A 21,945-nucleotide genomic window follows, 5' to 3' on the forward strand; every position below is an offset into this window, starting at 1 on the left:
TCATAGTAGGTGACGGGGGCGAAGTTGAGGCCGACCGAGGTGTCGCGGGTCAGGGTCCAGGTGGTGTTGCGCGACAGGATGTCGACCTCGCCCGACTGCAGCGCCGGGAAGCGCTGCTGCGCCGACAGCGGCGTGAACTTCACCTTCTCCGGATCGTTGAACAGGGCGACCGCGGCGGCGCGGCAGAAGTCGACGTCCAGGCCGGTCCACTTGCCGGCGCTGTCGGGATTGCCGAAGCCGGACAGGCCGGTGTTCACGCCGCACTGGATGAACCCCTTCTGCTTGATGGAGTCCAGCGTCTGACCGGCAAGGGCGGAACCGGGAATGGCCGCGACGGTCGCGGCGAGGACGGCGGCACACAGCGTGGTCTTCACGAGAGTGATCTCCTTGTTCGGTTCGGACGGCCTGTCGTTACGGCTCCGGGCGGCCGGTGCCACATCCCCGGAGGCGGCGTCCTGGGGGCGGATCATTCGAAGGCGGCGTGAATGCAATGCGCGCCCGACGTGAACAGGGCGCGGAAATGTGTGAACGAATGTCGCCGGAGCGCCCGTGCCGGGTGCCGGGCGGTCAGTCAAGCCCTTGACGGCGTTGACTCTCTCGTCCGGCGGGCGGAGGTGCGCCGTTGGACATTCCATTCACAATTGCCGGCGGCCGCGCCGCCGGCCGTCACTGGAAGGGCAGGGCGTAGAGGAGTCCGCCCTGGCGCCACAGCCGGTTGGGGCCGCGCGGCAGGCCGAAGGGCGAGCGCGCGCCGAGGTTGCGCTCGAAGATCTCGCCGTAGTTTCCGACCTGGCGGATCACCTGGAAGGCCCAGTCGTCGGCCAGGCCGAGGCGCCGGGTGGCGCCGGGAACGCCGCTGAGCAGGCGGCGGACCTCGCTGTCGCCGGACTCGTCGCGCAGCCGGGCGGCGTTCTGGGATTCCACCGCCTTCTCCTCGGCCAGCACGAGGGCGTGCATGGTCCAGCGCACCACCGTCAGCCAGGTGCGGTCGCGGCTGGCCACCAGCGGCGCCACCGGCTCGCGGGCGATGGTGTCGGGCGACACCACGAGGTCGTCGATGGGCTCGTGCAGGGCCTGCAGCATGGTGGTGAGCAGCGCCCGGTCGGTCGACAGCACGGTGCACTCGCGGCCCAGGAAGGCCTGCAGGGCGTCGTCCAGGCTCTTGTACGGGCGCACCGACCAGCGCTTGCCGGTGGCCGCCATGTGGTCGCGCAGGTTGCTCTGGGCCGTGCTGGATTCGGTCACGCAGACCGTGGCCTCGTCGCCGGCGAAGGCGGGGACGCCGTCGCGGCCGCGCCAGCCGGCGAAGCCCTGGCCGTCGTGGAACACCACCGGCCCGAAGTCGAGGGGGAGGGCGGAGTCCCGCTCCATCGTCCACGACGTCTGGGCGAACGAGACGTCGACGTCGCCGTTCTCCAGGGCGGCGAACTCCAGGGGCTTGGAGGAGCGGCGCAGGTCGATGGCGTCGGCGTCGCCCAGCACCGCGGCGGCCAGCGCGCGGCACAGGTCGACCATGAAGCCGACCGGCCGGCCGGCGGCGTCGTGGGCGGCGAACCCCGGGGCGATGACGACGCCGCAGCGCACCACGCCGCGCGCCTGGATGTCGCGGATGACCGGCGACGGCGCCGGCACCGGCCCGGCCGCCAGCGCCAGGAGCGGGAGGCACAGCGCCAGCAGGGCGGCGGGTACGGCGCGGAGCGCGGCGGTCGGCATGAGAAGATCACGCGCGGTGGAGGGCGGCCCGTATGCTACGGTTGCCGCTCCGTCATGCAATGGATTTCACGGCTGGAGGGGATGGCCGACGTGGCAAGCGTGTTCCGCACGGGCGTCGCCGGCCGGGTGTTCGGCGCGCTCGCCCTCAACGGGCTGGTCGCCCTGGTGATCGGCCTGGGCGCCTACATCGTCCTCGGCGACCTGCACCGCGGCATCTCCGACGTCACCTCGCGCCATTTCCCGGCCGTCGTCGCCTCGGCCAAGCTGGAGCGCCAGCACCAGCGCATCATGCGGGCGCTGGAGCAGCTGGCGCTGGCCAAGGACAACCTGACCCGTTCGACCGTCAACCAGAGCCTGTCGGACCTGCAGAACGGCTACGACCTGATGCTGACGGACCTCGCCCAGCAGGACGGCCGGCTCGCCGCGCAGACGCGCACCCTGCAGGACATGCGCGACGAGATCGTGCGCATCCGCCAGACCATCGACCGCCTGGTCGAGCGGCGCATCGCCGCCGGCAACGCGGTGCGCGAGAGCAGCCTCGCCCTCCAGGGCATCGAGGACCGGCTGGCCGGGCTCGGCGTGCAGGAGCCGGCGGATCCGGTGGTGCAGCGCTGGCGCGCCGCGGCGCAGCGGGTGCTCTATCTGCTGATCTCCTCCTACCGGGTGGAGAACACCCACGCCCTCAGCCGCCTCGCCGCCGAGGCGGCCAGCGAGATGACCGCCCTGACGGCGCTGTCCGGGACGCTGGACCCCGGGGTGCGGGAACGCCTCGACCCGCTGCTGGCGGCGCTCCAGCCGATCGCCCTGGGCGACGGCGCCATCTACAGCCACCGCCAGGTGCAGCTCGACGCCGAGGAGAGCCTGAGCGGCATGGTCGACCGGGCCAACCAGGTGTCGCTCACCAACACCGGCCTCAACACGGCGATCTTCGTGGAGAAGACGGCGGCGGCCGAGCGCTACCGCCAGGACATCATCGGCGCCTCGGTCACCTACACGCGGCTGTTCTCGGCCTCGGCCGGCATCGTCCTGGTCGGCGGGCTGCTGACCTTCCTGTACATCCAGCGCAGCGTGGTGGCGCGCCTGTGGAACGTCCGCCAGGCGCTGCGCGCCAAGGCCGAGGACGGCGACGCCGAGATCCCCGCCGACGGCAGCGACGAGATCGCCGAGCTGGCCCGGGCCCTGCGCTTCTACATCCACGAGACGGAGGTGAAGGGCGAGGCCCTGCGCCGCAACGAGCGCTGGCTGCGGGCGGTGCTGGAGGCGACGCCGGTGCCGCTGGTCATCGCCGGGCGGGACGACGGGCAGATCCGTTTCGTCAACCGCCGCGCCGTCGACCTGTTCGGCGCCGCCGCCGCCGACCGCCTGGTCGGCCGCCCGGTGCGCGCGCTGTGGGGCGACGGCGCCGTGCACGACGCCTTCGTCGGCACCATCCGCGAACGCCAACAGGCCATCGATTTCGAGGCCGAGCTGGTGGCCGGCGACGGCCGCACCGTGTGGGGCCTGCTGTCCGGCCTGGCCTTCCCGTTCCAGGGCGAGGACGTCCTGCTGATCTCGGTGGTCGACATCACCCGGCGCCGCGAGGCGGAGGAGCTGCTGCTGCGCACCCAGGTCTTCATGGACGCCGTCATCGACAACGTGCCGAGCGTCCTCTACGTGCTCGACGGCGACAGCGGCACGGTGGTCCTCTGGAACCACGCCGCCGAGCGCGCCTTCGGCATCGAGCGGGCCGGCATCCACGGCCGCCGTCTCGACGAGGCGCTGGGCGACGGGGTCGGCGGCCTGCTGTGGCGCGCCGGCGGCGCCCTGCCGGAAACCGACGAGCTGGTGCTCGATCGCGGCGGCGAGCGGCGCACCTTCGCGGTCCGCCGCCACCCCTTCACCTGGTCCGGCGACGGCCGCCATCACGTCATCGGCATCGCCAACGACGTCACCGCCTCCCACCAGGCGCGCGAGGAGCTGCGCCTGGCCAAGGAGCGCGCCGAGCGGGCGGACGCCGCCAAGACCGAGTTCCTCGCCACCGTCAGCCACGAGATGCGCACGCCGCTCAACGGCATCCTCGGGCTGGCGCGCCTGCTCGTCACCGGCAGCCTCGCCCCGGCCGACCGGCGCCACGCCCATTCCATCATGCGCTGCGGCATGACCCTGCTCGACCACGTCAACGACATCCTCGACCTGCGCAAGATCGAGGACGGCAAGCTCGAGCTCGACCCCGCCCCCTGCGTGCTGCGGCCGCTGCTCGACGACGTGCTGGTGACGGTGGAGAGCCTGGCCGAGGAGAAGGGGGTCGCCCTGCGCCTCGCCATCGACGACGCGGTGCCGGCGGCGATCGTCATCGACGAGCAGCGGCTGCGCCAGATCCTCATCAACCTGGTCGGCAACGCCGTGAAGTTCACCGACCGCGGCGGCATCGACATCGCCGTCGAACGGGCCGCCGGCCCGGCCGGGGAGCGTCTGCGCCTGACCGTGCGCGACACCGGCATCGGCATTCCCGCCGACCGGCTGTCGGCGATCTTCGAGAAGCTGGAGCAGGCCGACGCCTCCATCGCCCGCCGCTTCGGCGGCAGCGGCCTCGGCCTCGCGATCGTCCGCCACCTCGTCGACGCCATGGGCGGCACCATCGCGGTCGCCAGCACGGTGGGCCGCGGCAGCGCCTTCACGGTCGAGGTGGCGCTGGTGCCCGCCGCCGCCGACGCCGGGTCGGCGGTGACGGCCGGCACGGCCCTGCAGCCGGTGGAACGCTCGCTGACCCTGCTCCTGGTGGAGGACGCGCCGATCAACCAGGAGATCGCCCTGGGCCTGCTGGGCGACGCCGGGCACCGGCCGGTGCTGGCGGCGACCGGCGAGGAGGCGCTGGCGCTGGCGACGGCGCGGGCCTTCGACGCCATCCTGCTCGACATGCGGCTGCCCGACATCGACGGGGTGGAGGTGGCGCGGCGCATCCGCCGGCTGCCCGACCGCCGCCGTGCCGCGGTGCCGATCATCGCCGTCACCGCCAACGTCTTCGTCGGCGCGCGCGCCCGCTACCTGGAGGCGGGGATCGACGCCATCGTCGAGAAGCCGCTGTTTCCGGACCGCATGATCCAGGCCCTGTCCGGCGTGCTGGCCGGCCGCCGGCCGCCCCCGTCGGACGCCGCCCCGGACGCCGCCCCGGGCGGCGCGCCGGTGATCCTCACCCTGGACGAGGGCGGCGACGCGGGCACCGCCCCGCTCGACGCCGCCCTGCTCGATGCCGGCGCGCTCGACCGTTACGCCCGCTCGCTGGGGCCGCGGCGGTTCGCGGCGATCCGCCGGACGCTGCTCGCCACCCTGTCCGAAGGCCTGGCCCGCCTCACCGATCCGGCGCTGCCGGAGGACGGGCGGGCGGACGCGGCGCATCTGCTGGCCGGCTCGGCCAGCCATTTCGGGCTGACCCGCTTCGTCGAGTCCATGCGGACGGTCGAGGACCACCTGCGCGCGGGCCGGGCCGCGGCGGCGGCCGCGCTGATCGCCGGGGCCCCCGACCTCCTGGCCACGACCGTCGACGCCCTGGAGGCGTGGTGCGCCGCGCGCGCCGCCGAGGAGGGGCCGGCCGAGGTTGCCGGTGCCGCCCGCGCCGGCTAGAATCGACCGCTCGTCCGCCAGCGGGCTGTCATCCGACATGACGCACACCATCGCCATCGTCGACGACGACGCGGTCACCCGCGACACGCTCGGCGCCTATTTCGGCCAGGAGGGATTCACGGTCCTGCCGGCGCGCGACGCCGACGGGCTGTCGGCCATCCTCGCCCGCCACGGCGTCGACCTCGTGCTGCTCGACATCCGCCTGCCCGGCAAGGACGGGCTGACCATCACCCGCGAGCTGCGCGCGACCTCCGACGTCGGGATCATCCTGATCACCGGCCGCACCGACCGGGTCGACCGCATCATCGGCCTGGAGCTCGGCGCCGACGATTACATCACCAAACCCTTCGAGCCGCGCGAGATCCTCGCCCGCTCCCGCAGCCTGCTGCGCCGGATGGCCCAGGCCGCACCGCTGCCGGCCGCCAACGTCCACCGCTTCGACGGCTGGGAGCTGCGGCTCGACACCCGCCGGCTGACGGCCCCGGACGGCACGGAGGTGCGGCTGACCACCGCCGAGTTCGACCTGCTGGCGGCGTTCGTCGTCAACGCCGGCCGCGTGCTCAGCCGCGACGCGCTCCTCGACCTGACCCGCCACCGGGCCGACCCCTTCGACCGCTCCGTCGACCGGCTGGTGCTGCGGCTGCGCCGCATCCTCGAGCCCGACCCGGCGAAGCCGCGCCACATCGTGACGGTGCACGGCAGCGGCTACGTCTTCGCCAGCGCCGTGGCGGGATGAGCCGCCGCCTTTCTGTTGACTCCGCCCGGCGGCGCCCCTAAAGTCCGCACCCCAGTTCCTGTCGACCCGTTCGACACCGCGCCCGCCGGCGCGCCGCCAGTCCGCGAGTTTCGCGCACTGGCGCGTTTGCGTTTGGCGTGGTGGCGGTGGGCGGCGGGGACGGAGACCAGATCGAGGACCGCATGTTCGAAGGCCTGACCGGACGCCTGGGCGACATCTTCGACAAGCTGCGCCGGCGCGGCGCGCTGAGCGAGGAGGACGTCTCCGCGGCGCTGCGCGAGGTGCGCATCGCGCTGCTGGAGGCCGACGTCGCCCTGCCCGTGGTCAAGACCTTCGTCGCCCAGGTCAAGGAGCGCGCGGTCGGCCAGGAGGTCCTGCGCTCAGTCACCCCGGGCCAGCAGGTCATCAAGATCGTCCACGACCACCTCGTGGAGATGCTGGGCCAGGCCGAGCCGATCAATCTCAACGCCGTGCCGCCGGTGCCGGTGCTGATGGTCGGCCTGCAGGGCTCGGGCAAGACCACCACCACCGCCAAGATCGCGCTCCGCCTCAAGACCAAGGAGCGCAAGAAGGTCCTGATGGCGTCGCTCGACGTGCGCCGTCCCGCCGCCCAGGAGCAGCTCAAGGTGCTGGGCGAGCAGACCGGCGTGGCGACCTTGCCCATCGTCCCCGGCCAGGACCCGGTGGCGATCGCCCGGCGCGCCCTGGAGACGGGGCGCAAGGAGGGCTACGACGTCGTCATGCTCGACACCGCCGGCCGCCTCGCCATCGACGAGGAGCTGATGGCCGAGGTGGCGGCGGTGCGCGACGCCGCCAAGCCGGTGGAGACCCTGCTGGTGGCCGACGCCATGACCGGCCAGGACGCCGTGACGGTCGCCACCAGCTTCAACGACAAGGTCGGCATCACCGGCATCGTGCTGACCCGCGTCGACGGCGACGCCCGCGGCGGTGCGGCGCTCTCGATGCGCCAGATCACCGGCAAGCCCATCAAGCTGCTGGGCCTGGGCGAGAAGCTGGACGCGCTGGAGGGCTTCCACCCCGACCGCGTCGCCGGCCGCATCCTCGGCATGGGCGACGTCGTCAGCCTGGTGGAGAAGGCGGCCGAGTCCATCGACCAGGAGGAGGCCGAGAAGCTCGCCCGCAAGATCGAGCAGGGCAAGGGCTTCGACCTCGACGACATGGCCGCCCAGTTCCGCCAGATCCGCAAGATGGGCGGCATGAGCGGCCTGCTCGGCCTGCTGCCCGGTGTCGGCAAGATCAAGGACCAGCTCAAGGACAAGAAGATCGACGACAAGGCGCTCAAGCGTCAGGAGGCGATCATCTCCTCCATGACCAAGAAGGAGCGCAAGTCGCCCGAGATCATCAAGGCGTCGCGGCGCAAGCGCATCGCCGCCGGCTCCGGCACCACGGTGCAGGAGGTCAACCGGCTGCTGAAGCAGTACGACGACATGCGCTCGATGATGAAGCAGGTGCAGAAGCTCGGCAAGAAGGGCATCGCCCGCCACGGGCTGGGCGGCCTCCTGCCGCGCAACCTGCGCGGCGGAGGGGGCTTCCCGTGATCGACCACCTCTCGGTGCCCGTGTCCGACTTCGAGCGGTCCACGGCGTTCTACGACGCGGTGCTGGCGACCGTCGGCTACAGGCGGGTGATGGAGTTCGGCCGCGGCGCCGGCTACGGCGACGGCCATCCCCACTTCTGGATCAACGAGACCGCGGATCTCCCGGCGGCACCGGTCGCCGGCTTCCACATCGCCTTCCGCGCGCCCGACCGCGCCGCCGTCGACGCCTTCCACGCGGCGGCGCTGGCGCACGGCGGCCGCGACAACGGGGCGCCGGGGCTCCGGCCGCTCTACCACCCCGACTATTACGCCGGGTTCGTCCTCGACCCCGACGGCCACAAGCTCGAAGCCGTGTGCCACACGGCGTCCTGAAACCGTCCTTTTTGTTTCACGACCAGCAAGGAAAGCAGTTCTACCCATGGCTCTGAAGATCCGTCTGGCGCGCGGTGGCGCCAAGAAGCGTCCGTTCTACGCCATCGTCGTCGCCGATGCGCGCAGCCCGCGCGACGGCCGCTTCATCGAGAAGATCGGCACCTACAACCCGATGCTGGAGCGCGAGCACCCGCAGCGCATCGTGCTCGACGCCGAGCGCGCCAAGCACTGGCTGTCGGTGGGCGCCCAGGCGACCGACCGCGTCGTCCTCTTCCTCGCCAACGCCGGCCTGGTCGAGAAGCCGGCCATCCGCGAGACCCCGAAGAAGTCGGCGCCCAAGGCCAAGGCCCAGGAGCGCGCCAAGGAAGCCGCCGCCGCCGCGGCCGCCGCCGAGGGCTGAGCCGTCTAGGCCATGACGTCCAAGGTCTGCGTCGGCCAGCTCGTCGGGCCGCACGGCGTGCGGGGGCTGGTGAGGCTGAAGAGCTTCACCGCCGACCCGCAGGCCGTGGCCGCCTACGGCCCCCTGTCGGACGAGGCGGGAACACGGCGCTTCGCCGTGTCGCTCACCGGATCCAACAAGGGGCTGTGGCTCGCCCGCATCGACGGCGTGGCGACGCGCGAGCAGGCCGAGGCGCTGGCCGGCGTCCGTCTCTTCGTCGACCGGGCGGCCCTGCCCGAGCCGGAGGAGGAGGACGAGTTCTACCACGCCGACCTGATCGGCCTGCGGGCCGAGCGGGCCGACGGCACGCCCTTCGGCACGGTCAAGGCGCTGTACGATTTCGGCGGCGGCGACGTGCTGGAGGTGCGCACCGAAGCCGGGACGACCGAGCTGCTGCCGTTCACCAGGGCCTGCGTGCCGGTGGTGGACGTCCGCGGCGGCCGCCTGGTGGTGGAGCCGCCCGACGTGGTGGAGGCGAGGCCGGAGGGCGGCGCCGAGGGCGAAGAGGAGTCGTGAGCGGTGAACCACGGTGCCACCGGACCGTGCGTCTGGACGGCGCGGGTGCTGACCCTGTTCCCGGAGATGTTCCCCGGGCCGCTCGGTCACAGCCTCGCCGGCAAGGCCCTGGAAAATGGCGTGTGGGCGCTGGAAACAGTGGACATCCGCACCTTCGCGCGCGATAAACACCGCTCCGTCGACGAGACCCCCTTCGGCGGCGGCGCCGGCATGGTGATGCGGCCCGACGTCCTCGACGCGGCGCTCACCGCGAGCTGCGGCGCGCCGGGAAGCGAAGGGCGGGGACGGGTCGTCTACCTGTCGCCGCGCGGCCGGGTGCTGGACCAGGAGCTGGTCCGGGAGCTGGCCGCGACCCCCGTGGTGACGCTGCTGTGCGGCCGTTACGAGGGGGTGGACGAACGGGTGCTGGAGGCGCACGCGATCGAGGAGGTCAGCCTCGGCGATTTCGTGCTGTCCGGCGGCGAGCCGGCCGCGCTCTGCCTCATGGACGCCGTGGTGCGCTTGCTGCCCGGCGTGATGGGGAACGTGGAGACGGCGGGCGAGGAGAGTTTCGAACGGGGATTGCTCGAATATCCCCACTACACCAGGCCCGCCGTCTGGACGGACGGGCAGGGCGTGGAGCGGCCGGTGCCGGACGTCCTTCTGTCCGGTCACCACGAGAAGGTACGCGCCTGGCGGCTGGCCGAGGCGGAGCGGATCACGAGGGCCCGGCGGCCCGACCTGTGGGCCCGCTACGCCGAGCGCCGCCGGGCCGAAGAGGAAGCAACCGGCCGCGCGCGCCGCGGCCGCCGGAAAACGATGGAGTGACGGTCCGCCGCGAGGCGCGCCGGGTTGGAAAGGGGTAGTGTCATGAACCTGTTGCAGCAGCTCGAGCAGGAGCACATCCAGAAGGTCCTGGGTGAGAAGACCATTCCGGAGTTCTCGCCGGGCGACACGCTCCGCGTGAACGTGAAGGTGGTCGAGGGCACGCGCGAGCGCGTGCAGGCCTACGAGGGCGTGTGCATCGCCCGCAAGAACGCCGGCCTGAACTCCTCGTTCACGGTCCGCAAGATCAGCTACGGCGAGGGCGTGGAGCGCGTGTTCCCGCTGTACAGCCCGCGCATCGACTCGATCGAGCTGGTGCGCAAGGGCGACGTCCGCCGCGCCAAGCTCTACTACCTGCGCGACCGCCGCGGCAAGTCGGCCCGCATCGCCGAGCGCACCACCGGCCGCGGCACGCAGAAGCCGGCCGCCGCCGCCGAGTAAGCGCCAGCGCCTCTGCTGCAAGAGCCGTTCCCGTCGCCCGCCGGAGGTCAGCCTCCGGCGGGCGATCGGCGTTTGCGGCCGGGGCCCTACACGGCCCTGATGGAGGCCACGAACCCCCGCATCTCCGCGTCGAGGCGGCGGGACTGGGTGGACAGCGCCGCGGCCGCGGCCAGCACCTCGCGGTTGGAGGCGCGGCCGGCGTCGACCCCGGCGGAGACGACGCCGAGCGCGCCGGAGAGGTCGCCGTTCTCGCGGGCGACGTCCTGGATGCTGCGGCTGATGGCGCGGGTCGCCGCCGCCTGGTCGCGCATGCCGTCGGCCACCGTGCCGGCCATCCCTCCCAGGGCGCGGATGGTCTCGGCGATGGCGCCGATGGCGGTCACGGCCTCCCCGGTCGCGGTCTGCATCGCCGCGATCTGCCCGGCGATGCGGTCGGTGGCGGCCGCCGTCTGGTTGGCGAGGGTCTTGACCTCGGAGGCGACGACGGCGAAGCCCTTGCCGGCCTCGCCGGCGCGCGCCGCCTCGATGGTGGCGTTCAAGGCCAGCAGGTTGGTCTGGGCGGCGATGCGGCCGATCATCTCCACCACGTCGCCGACATTGGCCGAGGCGCCGGCCAGCCCGTGGATGATGGCGTCGGTGCGTTCGGCGTCGCGCACGGCGCGCTCGGCGGTCTCGGAGGACAGGGCCACCTGCCGCTCGATCTCGGCGATCGACGCGCTCAGCTCCTCGGCGGCGGCGCTGGCGCTCTGCACGCCGTCCAGGGTGCGGGCGGCCGCCGCGGCGGCGCCGGCGGTCTGCCGGCCGGCGGCGTCGGCCTGCCCGACCATCGCCTCCGCCGTGCCCTGCAGGCCGCCGGCCGCCCGGGCCACCGCGTCGGCCACCGTGCGGACGCTGGCCTCGAACCGTTCGGCCAGGGTCTGCAGGGTGCGCGCCTTCTCCGCGGCGGCGCGGCGGCGCTCGGCCTCCACCCGCTCGTTGGCCTGCGCCGCGGCGGCGGAGGCGTCGCGCAGGACGAGCAGCGCCTCGGCCATCGCCGCCAGCTCGTCGCGGCCGCCGGCCGGCACCGGCGCCGACAGGTCGCCGTCGGCGATCGCCCGCATGGCGCGGGCGAGCGCCAGCAGGCGGGCGGCGATGCGGCGGCCGACGTAGAGCCAGGCGATGAGCACCGCACCGGCGATGCTGAGGACGGCCACCGCCGCCAGCCAGAGCCGGCCGGAGGCGGTGGCGGCGCGGGCCGCCGCCGCGGCGTCGCGCGAGTCCGCCAAGGTGGCCTCGACGATCGCCTCGACGCCGGCGTCCAGCGCCGACGCCTGGCCGCGGCTGTCCGCCAGCAGGGCGGCGCCGGCGCGCATGGCCGCCAGTTCCGCCGTGCGCACGGCGAACAGCCCGTCGGCGGCCCGTCCGACCTCCAGCAGGGTGGCGACCGGCCCCTCCACCCGCGCCGCCTCGCGCGCCGGCAGGCCGGCGACCAGCCCGGCGATGGCATCGGCGGCGCGGGCGAAGCGGTCGCGCAGCGCCGGCAGGCGGTCGGCGTCGAGGCCGTTGGCGGCCTCGTTGAGCAGGCCGGCGGCGAGGTTGGTCAGCGCGCTCAGCTCGCGGAAGGTGCTGAAGCGCTGCAGGGCGTCGGTGGTGAGGTCGCTGACCGCGAAGGCGGTGTCGCGCTGGAGCTTGTCGGCCGCCCGCTTCATCGCCTGCGTGGTCGCCTCGCCGCGGCCCTCGGTCCAGGCGCTCACCAGGGCGCGGGCGGCCGCCGCGGTGTCGTCGGTCAGCGCCTCCGCCGCGGCCACCACGTCGTCCCTGGCCTGCGCCGCCAGCGGCTCGATGGCGCCGAGCAGGGTCTGGTGCGCGGCGTTCAGCGTCTCCACCAGGGCCAGCCGGCGCATCCGCCCGGCGATGCGGGCGTCGGTCGCCGCCGCCTGGCGGTCGAGCGTGGCGATCATGCCGCGCGCGGCGCCGCCCAATTCCGCCACCCGCTCCGCCGGCAGCCCGAGCCCGTCGAGTGCCGCCAGCCGCTCCTGCAGCACGCCCGCCCGTCCGGCGATGCGGGCCGCCGCGGCGTCGCGGTCGGCCGGCGTCGCCGCCGCCTCGAGGTCGGGTGCGGCGGCGGCGAGGGCCGCGCTCGCCGTGCTGAGGCGGCTCACCGCCGCCACCTCCGGCAGGGTGCGGTCGGCGATGGCGGCGATCCGCCGCTCGACCGCCGCGTAGGACCACCATCCCACTCCGCTGCCCGCCACCGTCAGGGCCGCCACCGCCGCGAAGGCGGCGAACAGCCTGACGGCCAGTCCCGTCCGGAACGCCGTACGCATCCTTTTCCTCCCGTTGTGCCGCGCCGCCGCCCGCTGGTCCGCGGGTCTTGTCGGCGCCCGTTGGTGTCCGCCCGCCGGCGTCAGAGCGCCTGCGTCAGACCGCCGGCGCCTGCACCGCCGCCCGGCGGGTGCGCCACCACTGCCAGCCGATGAAGGCCGCCGCCATCGCCAGGCCGAGCTCGTCGGTGACCGGCAGCGCCACGACCAGCAGCGCCGCCGCCGCGGTGGCGAAGGCGCGTTCGGGCCAGCCGAGGCGGGTCATGAAGTAGCCGACCGAGGCGCCGCCCCACAGCAGGATGCCGAGCACCGCCTTGGCCGCGATGTAGGCCACGGCGACGGGATCGTCGGTCTGCAGCAGCAGGGCCGGCGAGTAGACCGCCATGAAGGGCACGACGTAGCCGGCGATGGCGATCCGCGTGGCGAGGAAGCCGATCTCCAGGTGGCCGGCCCGGGCGATCGAGGAGGCGGCGAGCGCCGCCAGGGCGACCGGCGGCGTCAGGTCGGCCATGATGCCGAAGTAGAAGACGAACATGTGGCTGACGATCAGCGGCACGCCCATCTGCAGCAGCGCCGGGGCGGCGATCGCCGAGGTGATGATGTAGTTGGCGGTCGTCGGCAGGCCGGTGCCGAGGACGATCGAGGCGATCATGGTCAGCACCAGGGCGAGGATCAGGCTGCCGCCGGAGATCTCGACGATGCTGGCGGCGATGCCCGAGGCCAGCCCGGTCAGGGTCAGGATGCCGATCAGCACGCCGACCAGCGCGCAGGCGATGCCGACGCCGATGGCGTTGCGCGCACCGTCGGCCAGGCTGCGCAGCAGCAGGCGCAGGGTCTCCCGCCCGCCGCGCAGGGCCAGCGCCGGCAGCACCAGCAGCCCGACCATGGCCGCCGCCAGGTGCTCCACCCGCAGCCCGAGGCGCCACAGGGCGGCGGCGACGAGGCCGAGGACCACCCAGAAGACGACGCGCAGCCACGCCGCCGGCAGGGTGCCGGCGGTGCCGGTGCCGAGGATCAGCACGGCGGTGCAGGCGATGCCGATGACGCCGGCGAACATCGGCGTGAAGCCGGAGAACAGCAGCAGGACCAGCACGACCAGCGGGAAGAGCAGGTGCCAGTTGGCGCGGACCGCCGCGAGGGCGCTCGGGCACTCCGCCTTGGGCACGCCGTCCAGCCCGTGCAGGCCGGCCTCCAGGTGGACCATCCAGAAGGCGGCGCCGAAGTAGAGGATCGCCGGCAGGAGGGCCGCCAGCGCCACCTCGTGGTAGGGCACGCCGATGGTCTCGGCCATGATGAAGGCGGCCGCCCCCATGACCGGCGGCATGAGCTGGCCGCCCATGCTGGCGGTCGCCTCGACCGCGCCGGCGAAGGCCGGACGGTAGCCGAAGCGGGTCATCAGCGGGATGGTGAACTGGCCGGTGGTCAGCACGTTGGCCACGCCGGAGCCGTTGATGGTGCCCATGAAGCCGGAGGACACCACTGCCACCTTGGCCGGCCCGCCCTTGGCGTGTCCGAACAGGCCGAGCGCCACGTCGTTGAACAGCTTGATCATGCCGGCGCGCTCCAGGAAGGCGCCGAACAGGATGAACAGGAAGATGAAGGTGGCCGAGACGTAGACCGGCGTGCCGTAGATGCCCTCGGTGCCGAAGGCGAGCTGCTCCACCACCTGGTCGACGCCGTAGCCGCGGTGGGCCAGCGCGTCGGGCAGCAGCGGCCCGAGCAGCGCGTAGGGGATGAAGACGCCGCAGATGATCGGCAGGGCCAGCCCCATGATGCGCCGCGCCGCCTCGAACACCAGGGCGATGAGGGCTGCGCCGACGGCCAGGTCCAGGACCGTCGGGTCGCCGGCGCGCAGCAGCAGGTCGTGCTCGAACACCCAGTGGTAGAGGCTCAGCGCGATGGCGAGGCCGGCCAGCAGCCAGTCGGTCCATGGCACGGCGGTGCGGACGCGGCGCTGGTTGGCGCCGAACAGCAGGAAGGTGAGGGCCAGCAGGAAGCCGACGTGGACGGCCCGCACCACGGCGCTCGACAGGGGCGCGAAGGTGGCGGTCCACAGCTGGAACAGGGCGAAGGCGACGGACAGGGCGAAGATGATCCGGTGGGTCGTCGGCGGCAGGTCGAAATCGGCGGTCGCCGGATTTTCGCGGTCGACGACCCGCCGCGCTTCGGCGGACTCGTCGGACCGCCGGTCGGAACTGGTCATGTAAGATCTCCGGACGTCGGGGTGTTGGCGGCGGTGCGCCGTCGCCCCCTCCCAAGGCGGGAGAGGGCCGGACCGGTGCGCTAGGCAGCCGCTCTCACTTCAGCAGGCCCTTCTCGCGGAAGTAGCGCTGCGCCCCCGGGTGCATGGGCACGGCGATCGCGGCGGCCGCCGTGTCGACGGCGATCTGCTTGGCGGCGCTGTGGGCGGCGGCGAGGCCGTCGAGATGGTCGAAGACCGCCTTGGTCATGGCGTAGACCGTGTCGTCCGACACGCCGGCGTGGGTCACCAGGTAGTTGGCGACCGCCACGGTCTGGACGGCGGTGTCCTGCCCCGGGTAGGTGCCGGCGGGGATGGGGGCGGAGACGTAGACGGGGTCGCCCATCTTGGCGACCACCGCCGGCGGCACCTCGACGACGACGATGTCGGCGCTGACCGCCAGGTCCTTGATGGAGGCGACGCCCAGGCCGGCCGACTGGAGCGTGGCGTCGAGCTGGCGGTTCTTCATCAGCTCCACCGACTCGCCGAAGGGCAGGTACTCGGTCCTGCCGAAGTCGCCGTAGCTCAGGCCGGCGGCGCCGAGGATGGCGCGGGCGTTCAGCTCCGTCCCCGACTTCGGCGCGCCCACCGACACGCGCTTGCCCTTGAGGTCGGCCAGAGTCCGGATGCCGCTGTCGGCGCGGGCGACGATCTGGATGTAGTTGGGATAGATGGCGCCGACCGTGCGCAGCTTGTCCAGTTTCTGCTTGAAGCCGGCCTCGGCGTCGCCCGCCCAGGCGAGGCTCAGGGAATCGCCGAGCGAGAAGGCCAGCTCGCCGCGCCCGCTCTGCAGCAGGTTGAGGTTCTCCACCGACGCCTTGGTGGCCTGCACCGAGGTCTTGGCGTCGGGCAGCGCGTCGCCCACCTGCTTGGCGATCGCCACGCCCAGCGGATAGTAGACGCCGCTGGTGCCGCCGGTCAGGACGTTGACGAATTCGGCGGCCGAGGCCGGCGAGGCGGCGAACGAAACGGCGGCGAACGAAACGGTGGCGGCGACCGCGGCGGCGGCAAACGCTGATTTCATGGTGCGTCTCTCCCTCATGGCAGTCCGGCGGCGCTTGGGCGCGCCGCCCGGACGTCCAGGGGCAAGAGCCGTGCCATCAACTGTGCGTGCATGCGATGGTTGGAAACGCTGCCTTTGCGCGGAGCGGGCGGGACGGCGGCGTGCGGAATTCCGCACGCGGCGGGGAGGGGTGTGCGGGATCCGGCACGGCGTCGGAGGCCGCGGAGCCGGCCCTACAGCCCTTCGACCAGGATTCCGTGTTCGGCCAGCCACGCCTTGCGGAGGGCGAAATCGGGCATGGCGCGTTCGACGCGCAGCCAGAAGTCGGGGGTGTGGTGGGGGTGATGGAGGTGGGCCATCTCGTGGACCACGACGTATTCGGCGATGCGGGCCGGCAGCAGGATGGTCTTCCAGTGGAAGTACAGCCAATCGCCCTTGCCGCACGACCCCCAGCGGAACCCGAGGTCCTGCACCCGCGTTCCGGCCGGCGCCACTTCCATCCGCGACCGGTAGGCGGCGACGCGATGGCCCAGCCACGCACGGGCGTGGTCGCTGTACCAGTGGATGAAACGCTCGCGCCCGGCCGGAACCGCGTCCCGGCGGAGCCGGAAGCGGCCGTTGACCAGCTTCAACGGGACGTCCTGGTCATCGACCAGTTTCAGCCGATAGCTGCGGCCGAGGTACAGGAACCCCTCGCCGTCCACCAGCTCCTTCGTAGGGACGGTGCGCTGAAGAGAGTCCTTTTCCGCCAGCTTGGTGTAGATCCAGAAGCGCTTCTCCAGAACGAAGGCGCGCAACGTCTCCACCGGCACGTCCGGCGGAGCGAGCAGGGCCAGCGAGCCGTCCCGTTCCACGGCGATCTCGATCGAACGGCGGCGCGTGCTGCGGCGGACGCTGAAATGCAGGTCTCCGACGCTGAGATGCCCGTCGGACGGTCGTTCGGCGTCCTGTGGCAACGGGTCCGGGAGTCTGCGGCGGGCGAGCATGGTCCTCAGAGCTGGATCAGCCGGTCATGGTTGGCGCGGGCCTGGGCCAGCAGCCTGTCGGCCAATATACCCGCCTTGTCCAGGTCGACCAACGGCGGACGCAGGCGCATCAGGTGATCGAAGATCTGCCCGTTCAGGGATTCCTGGTCGGCGCGCTTGTACGGACTCCAGATGTTCGGGTCGCTCCGCAACTCGCCCGCCAACATGTCCACCAGCTCGACCGTCACCTCGCCGAGGCGCACGAGGTCGGCCGCGCCCGGCGTTCCGTCGGGGTGGACGACGTCGAGCAGCGTGCGCAGGAACGGGGCGCAATGGTCGGGAAGGTCGGCTGGCGGCGTGGCGTCCTCCACCGCACCCGCCCGCAACTCGTCGATGATCTTCTGCAACTGCGCGATCAGGTCGTTCCATTGGTCGCCCAGTGATTTCAGGATGGCGTTGAGCCGTTCGGAGAGCCGGCGGTACAACACCGGGTCCTCGTCCAGGTGCTTGCGGATGTGGGAGCGGATGGCGTGCTCCATCTCCGAGGCCTTGGCGCGGTTGTTGGCGGATCGGGCGACATGCCGGTCGAAGTCGGCGTCGGTGAGCTGGATCGGCGGCACCTTCGGATCGACGCCCAGCGAAATGACGTGGTCGTCGATCAGCTTGCGGACCTTCGCCCCGAGATCCTTGCCGAGGGCGGGCGTGTCCTTGTAGCGGTTGCGGGCGCGCGCGTAGATGTAGGCCAGCCGCTTGGCGTCGCCGGAAAACGGCAGCCCCTCGGGACGCGGCAGGACGGTGTCGAGCGAGGCGAGGAACGCCTTCAGCTTCACCGCGAACTCGGCCCGCAGCCTGACGTCGGCCAGCAGGTCGACGCACGCCTCGGTGTCCTGCAGGGTGTCGATGCCGCGGCGGCGGAACAGCTCGGTGACCCGCAGGTAGCGTTCGCGCAGGACCGGAATCTGGTCCTTCAGGCTGGTGAGCGCGCCGTCCACGTCCTCGTCGGAATAGGCCGCCAGCGCCTCCTTCAGATGCCCGGCCACGCCGTAATAGTCGACCACGATGCCGCAGCGCTTGCCGTGGCCGGTGCGGTTGACACGGGCGATGGCCTGGAGCAGCTCGGCCTCACGAATGGGGCGGTCGAGATACATCACGCCCTCGACCGGCGCGTCGAAGCCGGTCAGCAGCATCGACTTGACGATCAGGAAGGCCAGCGGGTCGGCCTGGTCCGCCTTGGCGTGGGACAGCGGCTTCTTGAAGCGCTTGATCAGGCGCTCCTGTGCCGCCGCGTCCGTCCAGGGCGCCCAGGCCGCGTCATCGTCCTCGGAGCCGGAGATGACGGGGGCGAACTCGATCCGCGCCAGCGTATCGCGGCTCCGCCATGCCTGGACCACCGCCCGCATCTTTGCCGGGCGCAGCGCCAGCGCCTCGTCGTCCATGTCCCGCTCGGCCGGGGACAGGGCGGCGGCCTCGGCCAGCAGCTCGTCGCGCGCCGCCTTCAGCGCCTCGACGTAGCGGATGGCGGCCAGCCGGCTGTAGGCCACCACCTGCGCCTTGTAGCCGTTGGGCAGGATGTGGGCGACGTAGTGGCGCAGGATGTCGCGCGCCTTGTCGGCGATCAGCGCCGGGGCCTCGAAGATCTGCCCCTTGGTGGCGTATTTGCGCTTCAACGCCTCCAGCTCGGCCGGGGAGAGCTGGCGGAACATGTCCTCGAACAGCTCGTCCATGCTGGCGCCGTCCTTGACGGCGCCCTTGGCGGTGCGCCCCTCGTACAGCACCGGAACGGTGGCGCCGTCGGCCTCGGCCTCCTTGAGGGTGTAGCGGTCGATGAAGGCGCCAAAGATCTCATGGGTGCGCTTTTTCGCCCCCATGATGATCGGCGTGCCGGTGAAGCCGATGCGCGCGCAGTTGGGCAGGCTGGCCAGCAACTCGGCGTGCAGGTCGCCGGCCTGGGTGCGGTGCGCCTCGTCCACCAGGACCAGGATGGCGTCGTCGTCGTTCGCCACGTCGTAGCTTGGCTCGACCACATAGGCGCTCTGCCCCGGCTCTGCGAAACCCCGTGGCGGGCCGGCGTCCCGGGGCAGGTCCGCGCGCGTCAGCGGCCGGTCGTCGTCGGTGTCGCCGTTGCGGTACTTCTGGATCATGGCGAAGATCAGGCCCGGCCCCGGCCGGCGGGCCAACGCCCGCACGCCGGCCGCGCTCTCGGCGACCTCCACGGTCTCGCCGGTCAGGACGGCGGTGGCGGAGAGCTGGCGTTGCAGGTCCTTGCGGTCGGTGACGACGATGACCTTGAAGCGGCGGAGCTGCGGGTCGGTGCGCATCTTGCGCACCAGGAAGACCATGGTCAGGCTCTTGCCGGAGCCCTGGGTGTGCCAGATGATGCCGCCGCGCTGGTCGTGCTCGCCGTGGCGGCGGCGGGTGGCGCCGGTCTTCAGGCGCGCCAGCGCGCGGTTGACGGCCCGGTACTGCTGGTAGCGGCACACGGTCTTGATGGTGCGCCCGTCCACCTGCATGAACAGCATGAAGTTGCGCACCACGTCCAGGAGGTGGGACGGCGTCAGCAGCCCGGCCGCCAACCGTTCCTGGTCCGACAGCGTGGCCTTGCCCAGCATCGCGGCGGCATCCCGTTCGCTGCCCTCGCCGTCGGGGCCGACCACGGTCTTCCACCGGGCGAAGTGCTCGAAGGCGCCACCGATGCAGCCCACCCGCGCCTCGTCGAAGCTGGTGGCGACGAGAAGCTGGACCCCGGCGAACAGCGCCTCGGCGCCCTCGTTCTCCTCCACCTCGAAGGCGGCGCGGCGCTGGTTGGCGTAGCGGCGGAGCTGGTCGACCGCCTCGGCCAGCGGCTCCGGCCGGCCGGGGCTCTTGCACTCCGCCACCACCAGCGGCACGCCGTTCACCAGCAGCACCACGTCGGGCACGATGAAGACGGTGCCGGCATCGAATCCCGGCGGGCAGTCCACCCGGAACTGGTTGACGACGGTGAAGCGGTTGTTGGCCGGGTGATCCCAGTCGATGTAGCGGATCGTCTGCCCCCGCCCGCCGTCCCAGCCGGGCAGCCCCTCGACCGTCAGGCCCTTGAGCAGCAATTCGGTGACCGCGGCGTTGGCCTCCATCAGCTTGTGAAGGCCGGGGCGGGTAAGGGCGGCGACGGCCTCCGAAAGGCGGGCCTCGTCCAGCCAGGGCTGCCCGTCCGGGCCGGGGTTCAGGGCGTGGAGCCGCTCCCGCAGCACGCCTTCCTGGATCACCTCGGAAAACGCCGTGCGGCCGGTGAGCGCGGGATCATCGCGGGAGCCTTCCACATGGGTCCAGCCCAGCGCCACGAGCTGAGCGATGAATGGACGCTCGACGTTGTCGTCCTCCCAGCCTTTCATGAATCCCCCGATTCGGCAGCGGCAGACTGGATGTCCTCGATCACCCGGTCGACGCCATTTCCGTTGTTTGCCGAGGGGACGAGCGGCTGTTCCTCATGGGGACGCGCTACCCGAAAAATCTCGGCCAGCAGGTCCAGCTTTTCCCGAACCTCTTTTTCCGCCGCCGGACTCAGCAAGGCATGGGGGACCAGCCGGTGCAACTCGCCTTTCTTGAGAAGCATGGCTCCGCCAAGTTCCTGGGCAAGCCTACGGAAGAATTCCTCGGCGAAATCGCTCATCTTGCGGCGTTCGGTCTGGGTCTCCCAGATCAAGCGAGCCGCATCGGGGGGCGAGTCGCGCCATACCTGATAATTTTCAGCGTTTCCATCGAAAATCCTTTCGGTGACTAGCTGCTCGAGAATCTTGTCTGTCGCGTTCGCCGCGGGCGTCCTGAACAATTCGCCGATCGGGTACTGAGCAAGAGCAAATTCGCGGAGCACGCTTGGCGTGATGAAATAGTTCTCGGCCTCGTACCTCCGCCAATACCGGATCTTGAGCGCGCCTTCGTCCCTGTCTTGTCGGCCCTTCCCATCATTGTCTAGAATGGCCAATCCTTTCAAGTTGGGCACTAGACTTCGAAGGCCGAAGAAATGTTCCTTCGGGGTGATCCCGAACCCGCCTTCCACCCGTTCCAACTCGGCCTCCTGATCCTGGAGGGGATAGTTGTTCTGAACGTAGAAGGAATTGATGCGCTCATCCCAGAGATCCGCGGCGGGATGGCGAAGGTGCCGGGCCAGCGCCGACAGCATGTCCACATCCGTCCCGCCCTCAATGTAGAGCACGTATCGGCGCTCCCGCGCCTTGATATAGTGAGCGGTTCCGAAATGTTTCAGGCTGCTCTTGATATCAATCTTCCTGGCCAGATTGTCGGTCTGTCCTTCCAGAAGCAGCGTCAGGTTGGTGTCGAGGGCTTCGTCCAGGATGACCTCGGAATGAGTGACAATGATAACCTGGGATTGATTCTCGTTGGCTATGTCCCGCAGCAGAATATATACCTGTTTCTGGCGCAGGATCTCTAGATGCGCGTCCGGCTCGTCGACCATGAGGACGCTGCGCTTGTGAGAATAGAGATAGGCGAAGACCAGCAGCATCTGTAAGAAGCCCCGGCCCGCGGACGAGATGTCCAGCTTCTCCTTTACTCCTGGTTGGCGATATTGGAGTTGGATGCTTCCGCGCCCGGTTTCCTGCGGCGCCTCCAAGGACACGTTGAAGAGCCGGTCCATCAGCGTGACGATTCGATCCCAGTCCTCTGCTGAGGACGTGAAGACCGACCAGCAGAGGTTCCGTAAGACACCTGCGGTCCGGCCCTGACCCAGCAGGACGTCGATCCTTCCGGGTTGGAGGATCGGTTCTTCTGTATCCAGACCGGACATCGGGTAGAGGAGTTCCACCCGGATGGAGGCCGCATAGGAGATGAGCGGAAGATCGGACATGACCGAAGGGTCGGGGGTTCCATAGACCAGATCATCTCCCTGGTTGCGGAACCGCATGGACAAGGGCCGGATCTCGCCCTTGAACTCCACCCCCACCGTGATGACCAGCGGGATATCTTTGTTTCCCCTCCGGACCTGGGCGTTGTGCCAGAACAGGCGTGTGCGCAGAACGGGGACGGCGACGATGTTCAATCGGTTCAGGGAGGTGGCCGTCCGTTGCTTCGCGCTGGACTCCTTGCGGGCATCGTACCAGGTGCGCACCGCCTGGGACCACAGGGCCAGCGCCTGAATGGCGCTGGTCTTCCCGCAGTTGTTGGGGCCGATCAGGACGGCCGGATGATCCAGTTCGATGCGCTGCAGCTCACCGAATCTCTTGAAGTTCTCGATTTCGAGATAGTGCAGCAGTCGCATGG

At 71.3% G+C, this 21,945-nt stretch carries 16 protein-coding genes; 8 read left to right on the plus strand and 8 right to left on the minus strand.

Going from position 1 to position 21,945, the window contains the following annotated elements:
* Positions 1 to 374, minus strand: a 374-nt coding sequence (locus tag ACSBPG_RS26450; RefSeq protein ID WP_435540236.1) for a transporter substrate-binding domain-containing protein, incomplete at its 3' end; no start/stop codon positions are given.
* Positions 375 to 666: 292 nt separating this feature from the next.
* Entirely contained in the window at positions 667 to 1,713 is a 1,047-nt protein-coding gene (locus ACSBPG_RS26455; protein WP_435540237.1) for a transporter substrate-binding domain-containing protein, read from the minus strand.
* An 81-nt stretch (positions 1,714 to 1,794) separates the two neighbouring features.
* Between ACSBPG_RS26455 and ACSBPG_RS26460 the strand changes: the two genes are divergently transcribed.
* The 8 genes from ACSBPG_RS26460 (at position 1,795) to rplS (ending at position 10,179) form a co-directional block, all read left to right on the plus strand.
* Positions 1,795 to 5,313 carry an ATP-binding protein gene (locus tag ACSBPG_RS26460; RefSeq protein WP_435540238.1) on the plus strand — a complete coding sequence of 1,173 codons (3,519 nt, stop codon included), beginning with the start codon at positions 1,795 to 1,797 and terminating at the stop codon, positions 5,311 to 5,313.
* 37 nt (positions 5,314 to 5,350) lie between these two features.
* A complete protein-coding gene (locus ACSBPG_RS26465; RefSeq protein ID WP_435540239.1) occupies positions 5,351 to 6,049 on the plus strand; it encodes a response regulator in 699 nt (232 codons plus the stop codon).
* Between the two features lie 182 nt (positions 6,050 to 6,231).
* A complete protein-coding gene (ffh, locus tag ACSBPG_RS26470; RefSeq protein WP_435540240.1) occupies positions 6,232 to 7,608 on the plus strand; it encodes a signal recognition particle protein in 1,377 nt (458 codons plus the stop codon).
* Entirely contained in the window at positions 7,605 to 7,979 is a 375-nt protein-coding gene (locus ACSBPG_RS26475) for a VOC family protein (RefSeq protein WP_435540241.1), read from the plus strand. The genes ffh and ACSBPG_RS26475 overlap by 4 nt, the downstream gene beginning before the upstream one ends.
* A 46-nt stretch (positions 7,980 to 8,025) precedes the next feature.
* Positions 8,026 to 8,379, plus strand: a complete 354-nt coding sequence (gene rpsP, locus ACSBPG_RS26480) for a 30S ribosomal protein S16 (protein ID WP_435540242.1) — start codon at positions 8,026 to 8,028, stop codon at positions 8,377 to 8,379.
* Between the two features lie 12 nt (positions 8,380 to 8,391).
* Entirely contained in the window at positions 8,392 to 8,934 is a 543-nt protein-coding gene (rimM, locus tag ACSBPG_RS26485) for a ribosome maturation factor RimM (protein WP_435540243.1), read from the plus strand.
* A gap of 3 nt (positions 8,935 to 8,937) precedes the next feature.
* Entirely contained in the window at positions 8,938 to 9,741 is an 804-nt protein-coding gene (gene trmD, locus ACSBPG_RS26490) for a tRNA (guanosine(37)-N1)-methyltransferase TrmD (RefSeq protein ID WP_435540244.1), read from the plus strand.
* Positions 9,742 to 9,783: 42 nt separating this feature from the next.
* Positions 9,784 to 10,179 carry a 50S ribosomal protein L19 gene (gene rplS / locus ACSBPG_RS26495; protein WP_435540245.1) on the plus strand — a complete coding sequence of 132 codons (396 nt, stop codon included), beginning with the start codon at positions 9,784 to 9,786 and terminating at the stop codon, positions 10,177 to 10,179.
* 86 nt (positions 10,180 to 10,265) lie between these two features.
* On the opposite strand, the gene ACSBPG_RS26500 is transcribed toward rplS, so the two are convergent.
* The 6 genes from ACSBPG_RS26500 to ACSBPG_RS26525 form a co-directional block, all read right to left on the minus strand.
* Positions 10,266 to 12,485, minus strand: coding sequence for a methyl-accepting chemotaxis protein (locus ACSBPG_RS26500; RefSeq protein WP_435540246.1), 2,220 nt, complete (start codon positions 12,483 to 12,485; stop codon positions 10,266 to 10,268).
* 94 nt (positions 12,486 to 12,579) lie between these two features.
* On the minus strand, positions 12,580 to 14,685 hold the full coding sequence (locus ACSBPG_RS26505; RefSeq protein ID WP_435540247.1) for a TRAP transporter permease: 2,106 nt from the start codon (positions 14,683 to 14,685) through the stop codon (positions 12,580 to 12,582).
* Positions 14,686 to 14,779: 94 nt separating this feature from the next.
* Entirely contained in the window at positions 14,780 to 15,745 is a 966-nt protein-coding gene (locus ACSBPG_RS26510; protein ID WP_435540248.1) for a TAXI family TRAP transporter solute-binding subunit, read from the minus strand.
* A 212-nt stretch (positions 15,746 to 15,957) separates the two neighbouring features.
* Positions 15,958 to 16,710 carry a M48 family metallopeptidase gene (locus ACSBPG_RS26515; protein WP_435540249.1) on the minus strand — a complete coding sequence of 251 codons (753 nt, stop codon included), beginning with the start codon at positions 16,708 to 16,710 and terminating at the stop codon, positions 15,958 to 15,960.
* Between the two features lie 5 nt (positions 16,711 to 16,715).
* Entirely contained in the window at positions 16,716 to 20,060 is a 3,345-nt protein-coding gene (locus tag ACSBPG_RS26520) for a type I restriction endonuclease subunit R (protein ID WP_435540250.1), read from the minus strand.
* Entirely contained in the window at positions 20,057 to 21,943 is a 1,887-nt protein-coding gene (locus ACSBPG_RS26525; RefSeq protein ID WP_435540251.1) for an AAA family ATPase, read from the minus strand. The genes ACSBPG_RS26520 and ACSBPG_RS26525 overlap by 4 nt, the downstream gene beginning before the upstream one ends.
* Between the last annotated feature and the right edge of the window lie 2 nt (positions 21,944 to 21,945).

Source organism: Azospirillum sp. ST 5-10 (genome assembly GCF_051225715.1).
GTDB lineage: Bacteria > Pseudomonadota > Alphaproteobacteria > Azospirillales > Azospirillaceae > Azospirillum.

Bases quoted from the DNA above. Each gene is read 5' to 3' on its own strand.
- ACSBPG_RS26520 (WP_435540250.1), bottom strand. From the start codon at position 20,060: ATGAAAGGCTGGGAGGACGACAACGTCGAGCGTCCATTCATCGCTCAG.
- ACSBPG_RS26455 (WP_435540237.1), bottom strand. From the start codon at position 1,713: ATGCCGACCGCCGCGCTCCGCGCCGTACCCGCCGCCCTGCTGGCGCTG.
- ACSBPG_RS26510 (WP_435540248.1), bottom strand. From the start codon at position 15,745: ATGAAATCAGCGTTTGCCGCCGCCGCGGTCGCCGCCACCGTTTCGTTC.
- ACSBPG_RS26500 (WP_435540246.1), bottom strand. From the start codon at position 12,485: ATGCGTACGGCGTTCCGGACGGGACTGGCCGTCAGGCTGTTCGCCGCC.
- ACSBPG_RS26460 (WP_435540238.1), top strand. From the start codon at position 1,795: ATGGCCGACGTGGCAAGCGTGTTCCGCACGGGCGTCGCCGGCCGGGTG.
- ffh (WP_435540240.1), top strand. From the start codon at position 6,232: ATGTTCGAAGGCCTGACCGGACGCCTGGGCGACATCTTCGACAAGCTG.
- ACSBPG_RS26525 (WP_435540251.1), bottom strand. From the start codon at position 21,943: ATGCGACTGCTGCACTATCTCGAAATCGAGAACTTCAAGAGATTCGGT.
- ACSBPG_RS26505 (WP_435540247.1), bottom strand. From the start codon at position 14,685: ATGACCAGTTCCGACCGGCGGTCCGACGAGTCCGCCGAAGCGCGGCGG.
- rpsP (WP_435540242.1), top strand. From the start codon at position 8,026: ATGGCTCTGAAGATCCGTCTGGCGCGCGGTGGCGCCAAGAAGCGTCCG.
- ACSBPG_RS26465 (WP_435540239.1), top strand. From the start codon at position 5,351: ATGACGCACACCATCGCCATCGTCGACGACGACGCGGTCACCCGCGAC.
- rplS (WP_435540245.1), top strand. From the start codon at position 9,784: ATGAACCTGTTGCAGCAGCTCGAGCAGGAGCACATCCAGAAGGTCCTG.
- ACSBPG_RS26515 (WP_435540249.1), bottom strand. From the start codon at position 16,710: ATGCTCGCCCGCCGCAGACTCCCGGACCCGTTGCCACAGGACGCCGAA.
- rimM (WP_435540243.1), top strand. From the start codon at position 8,392: ATGACGTCCAAGGTCTGCGTCGGCCAGCTCGTCGGGCCGCACGGCGTG.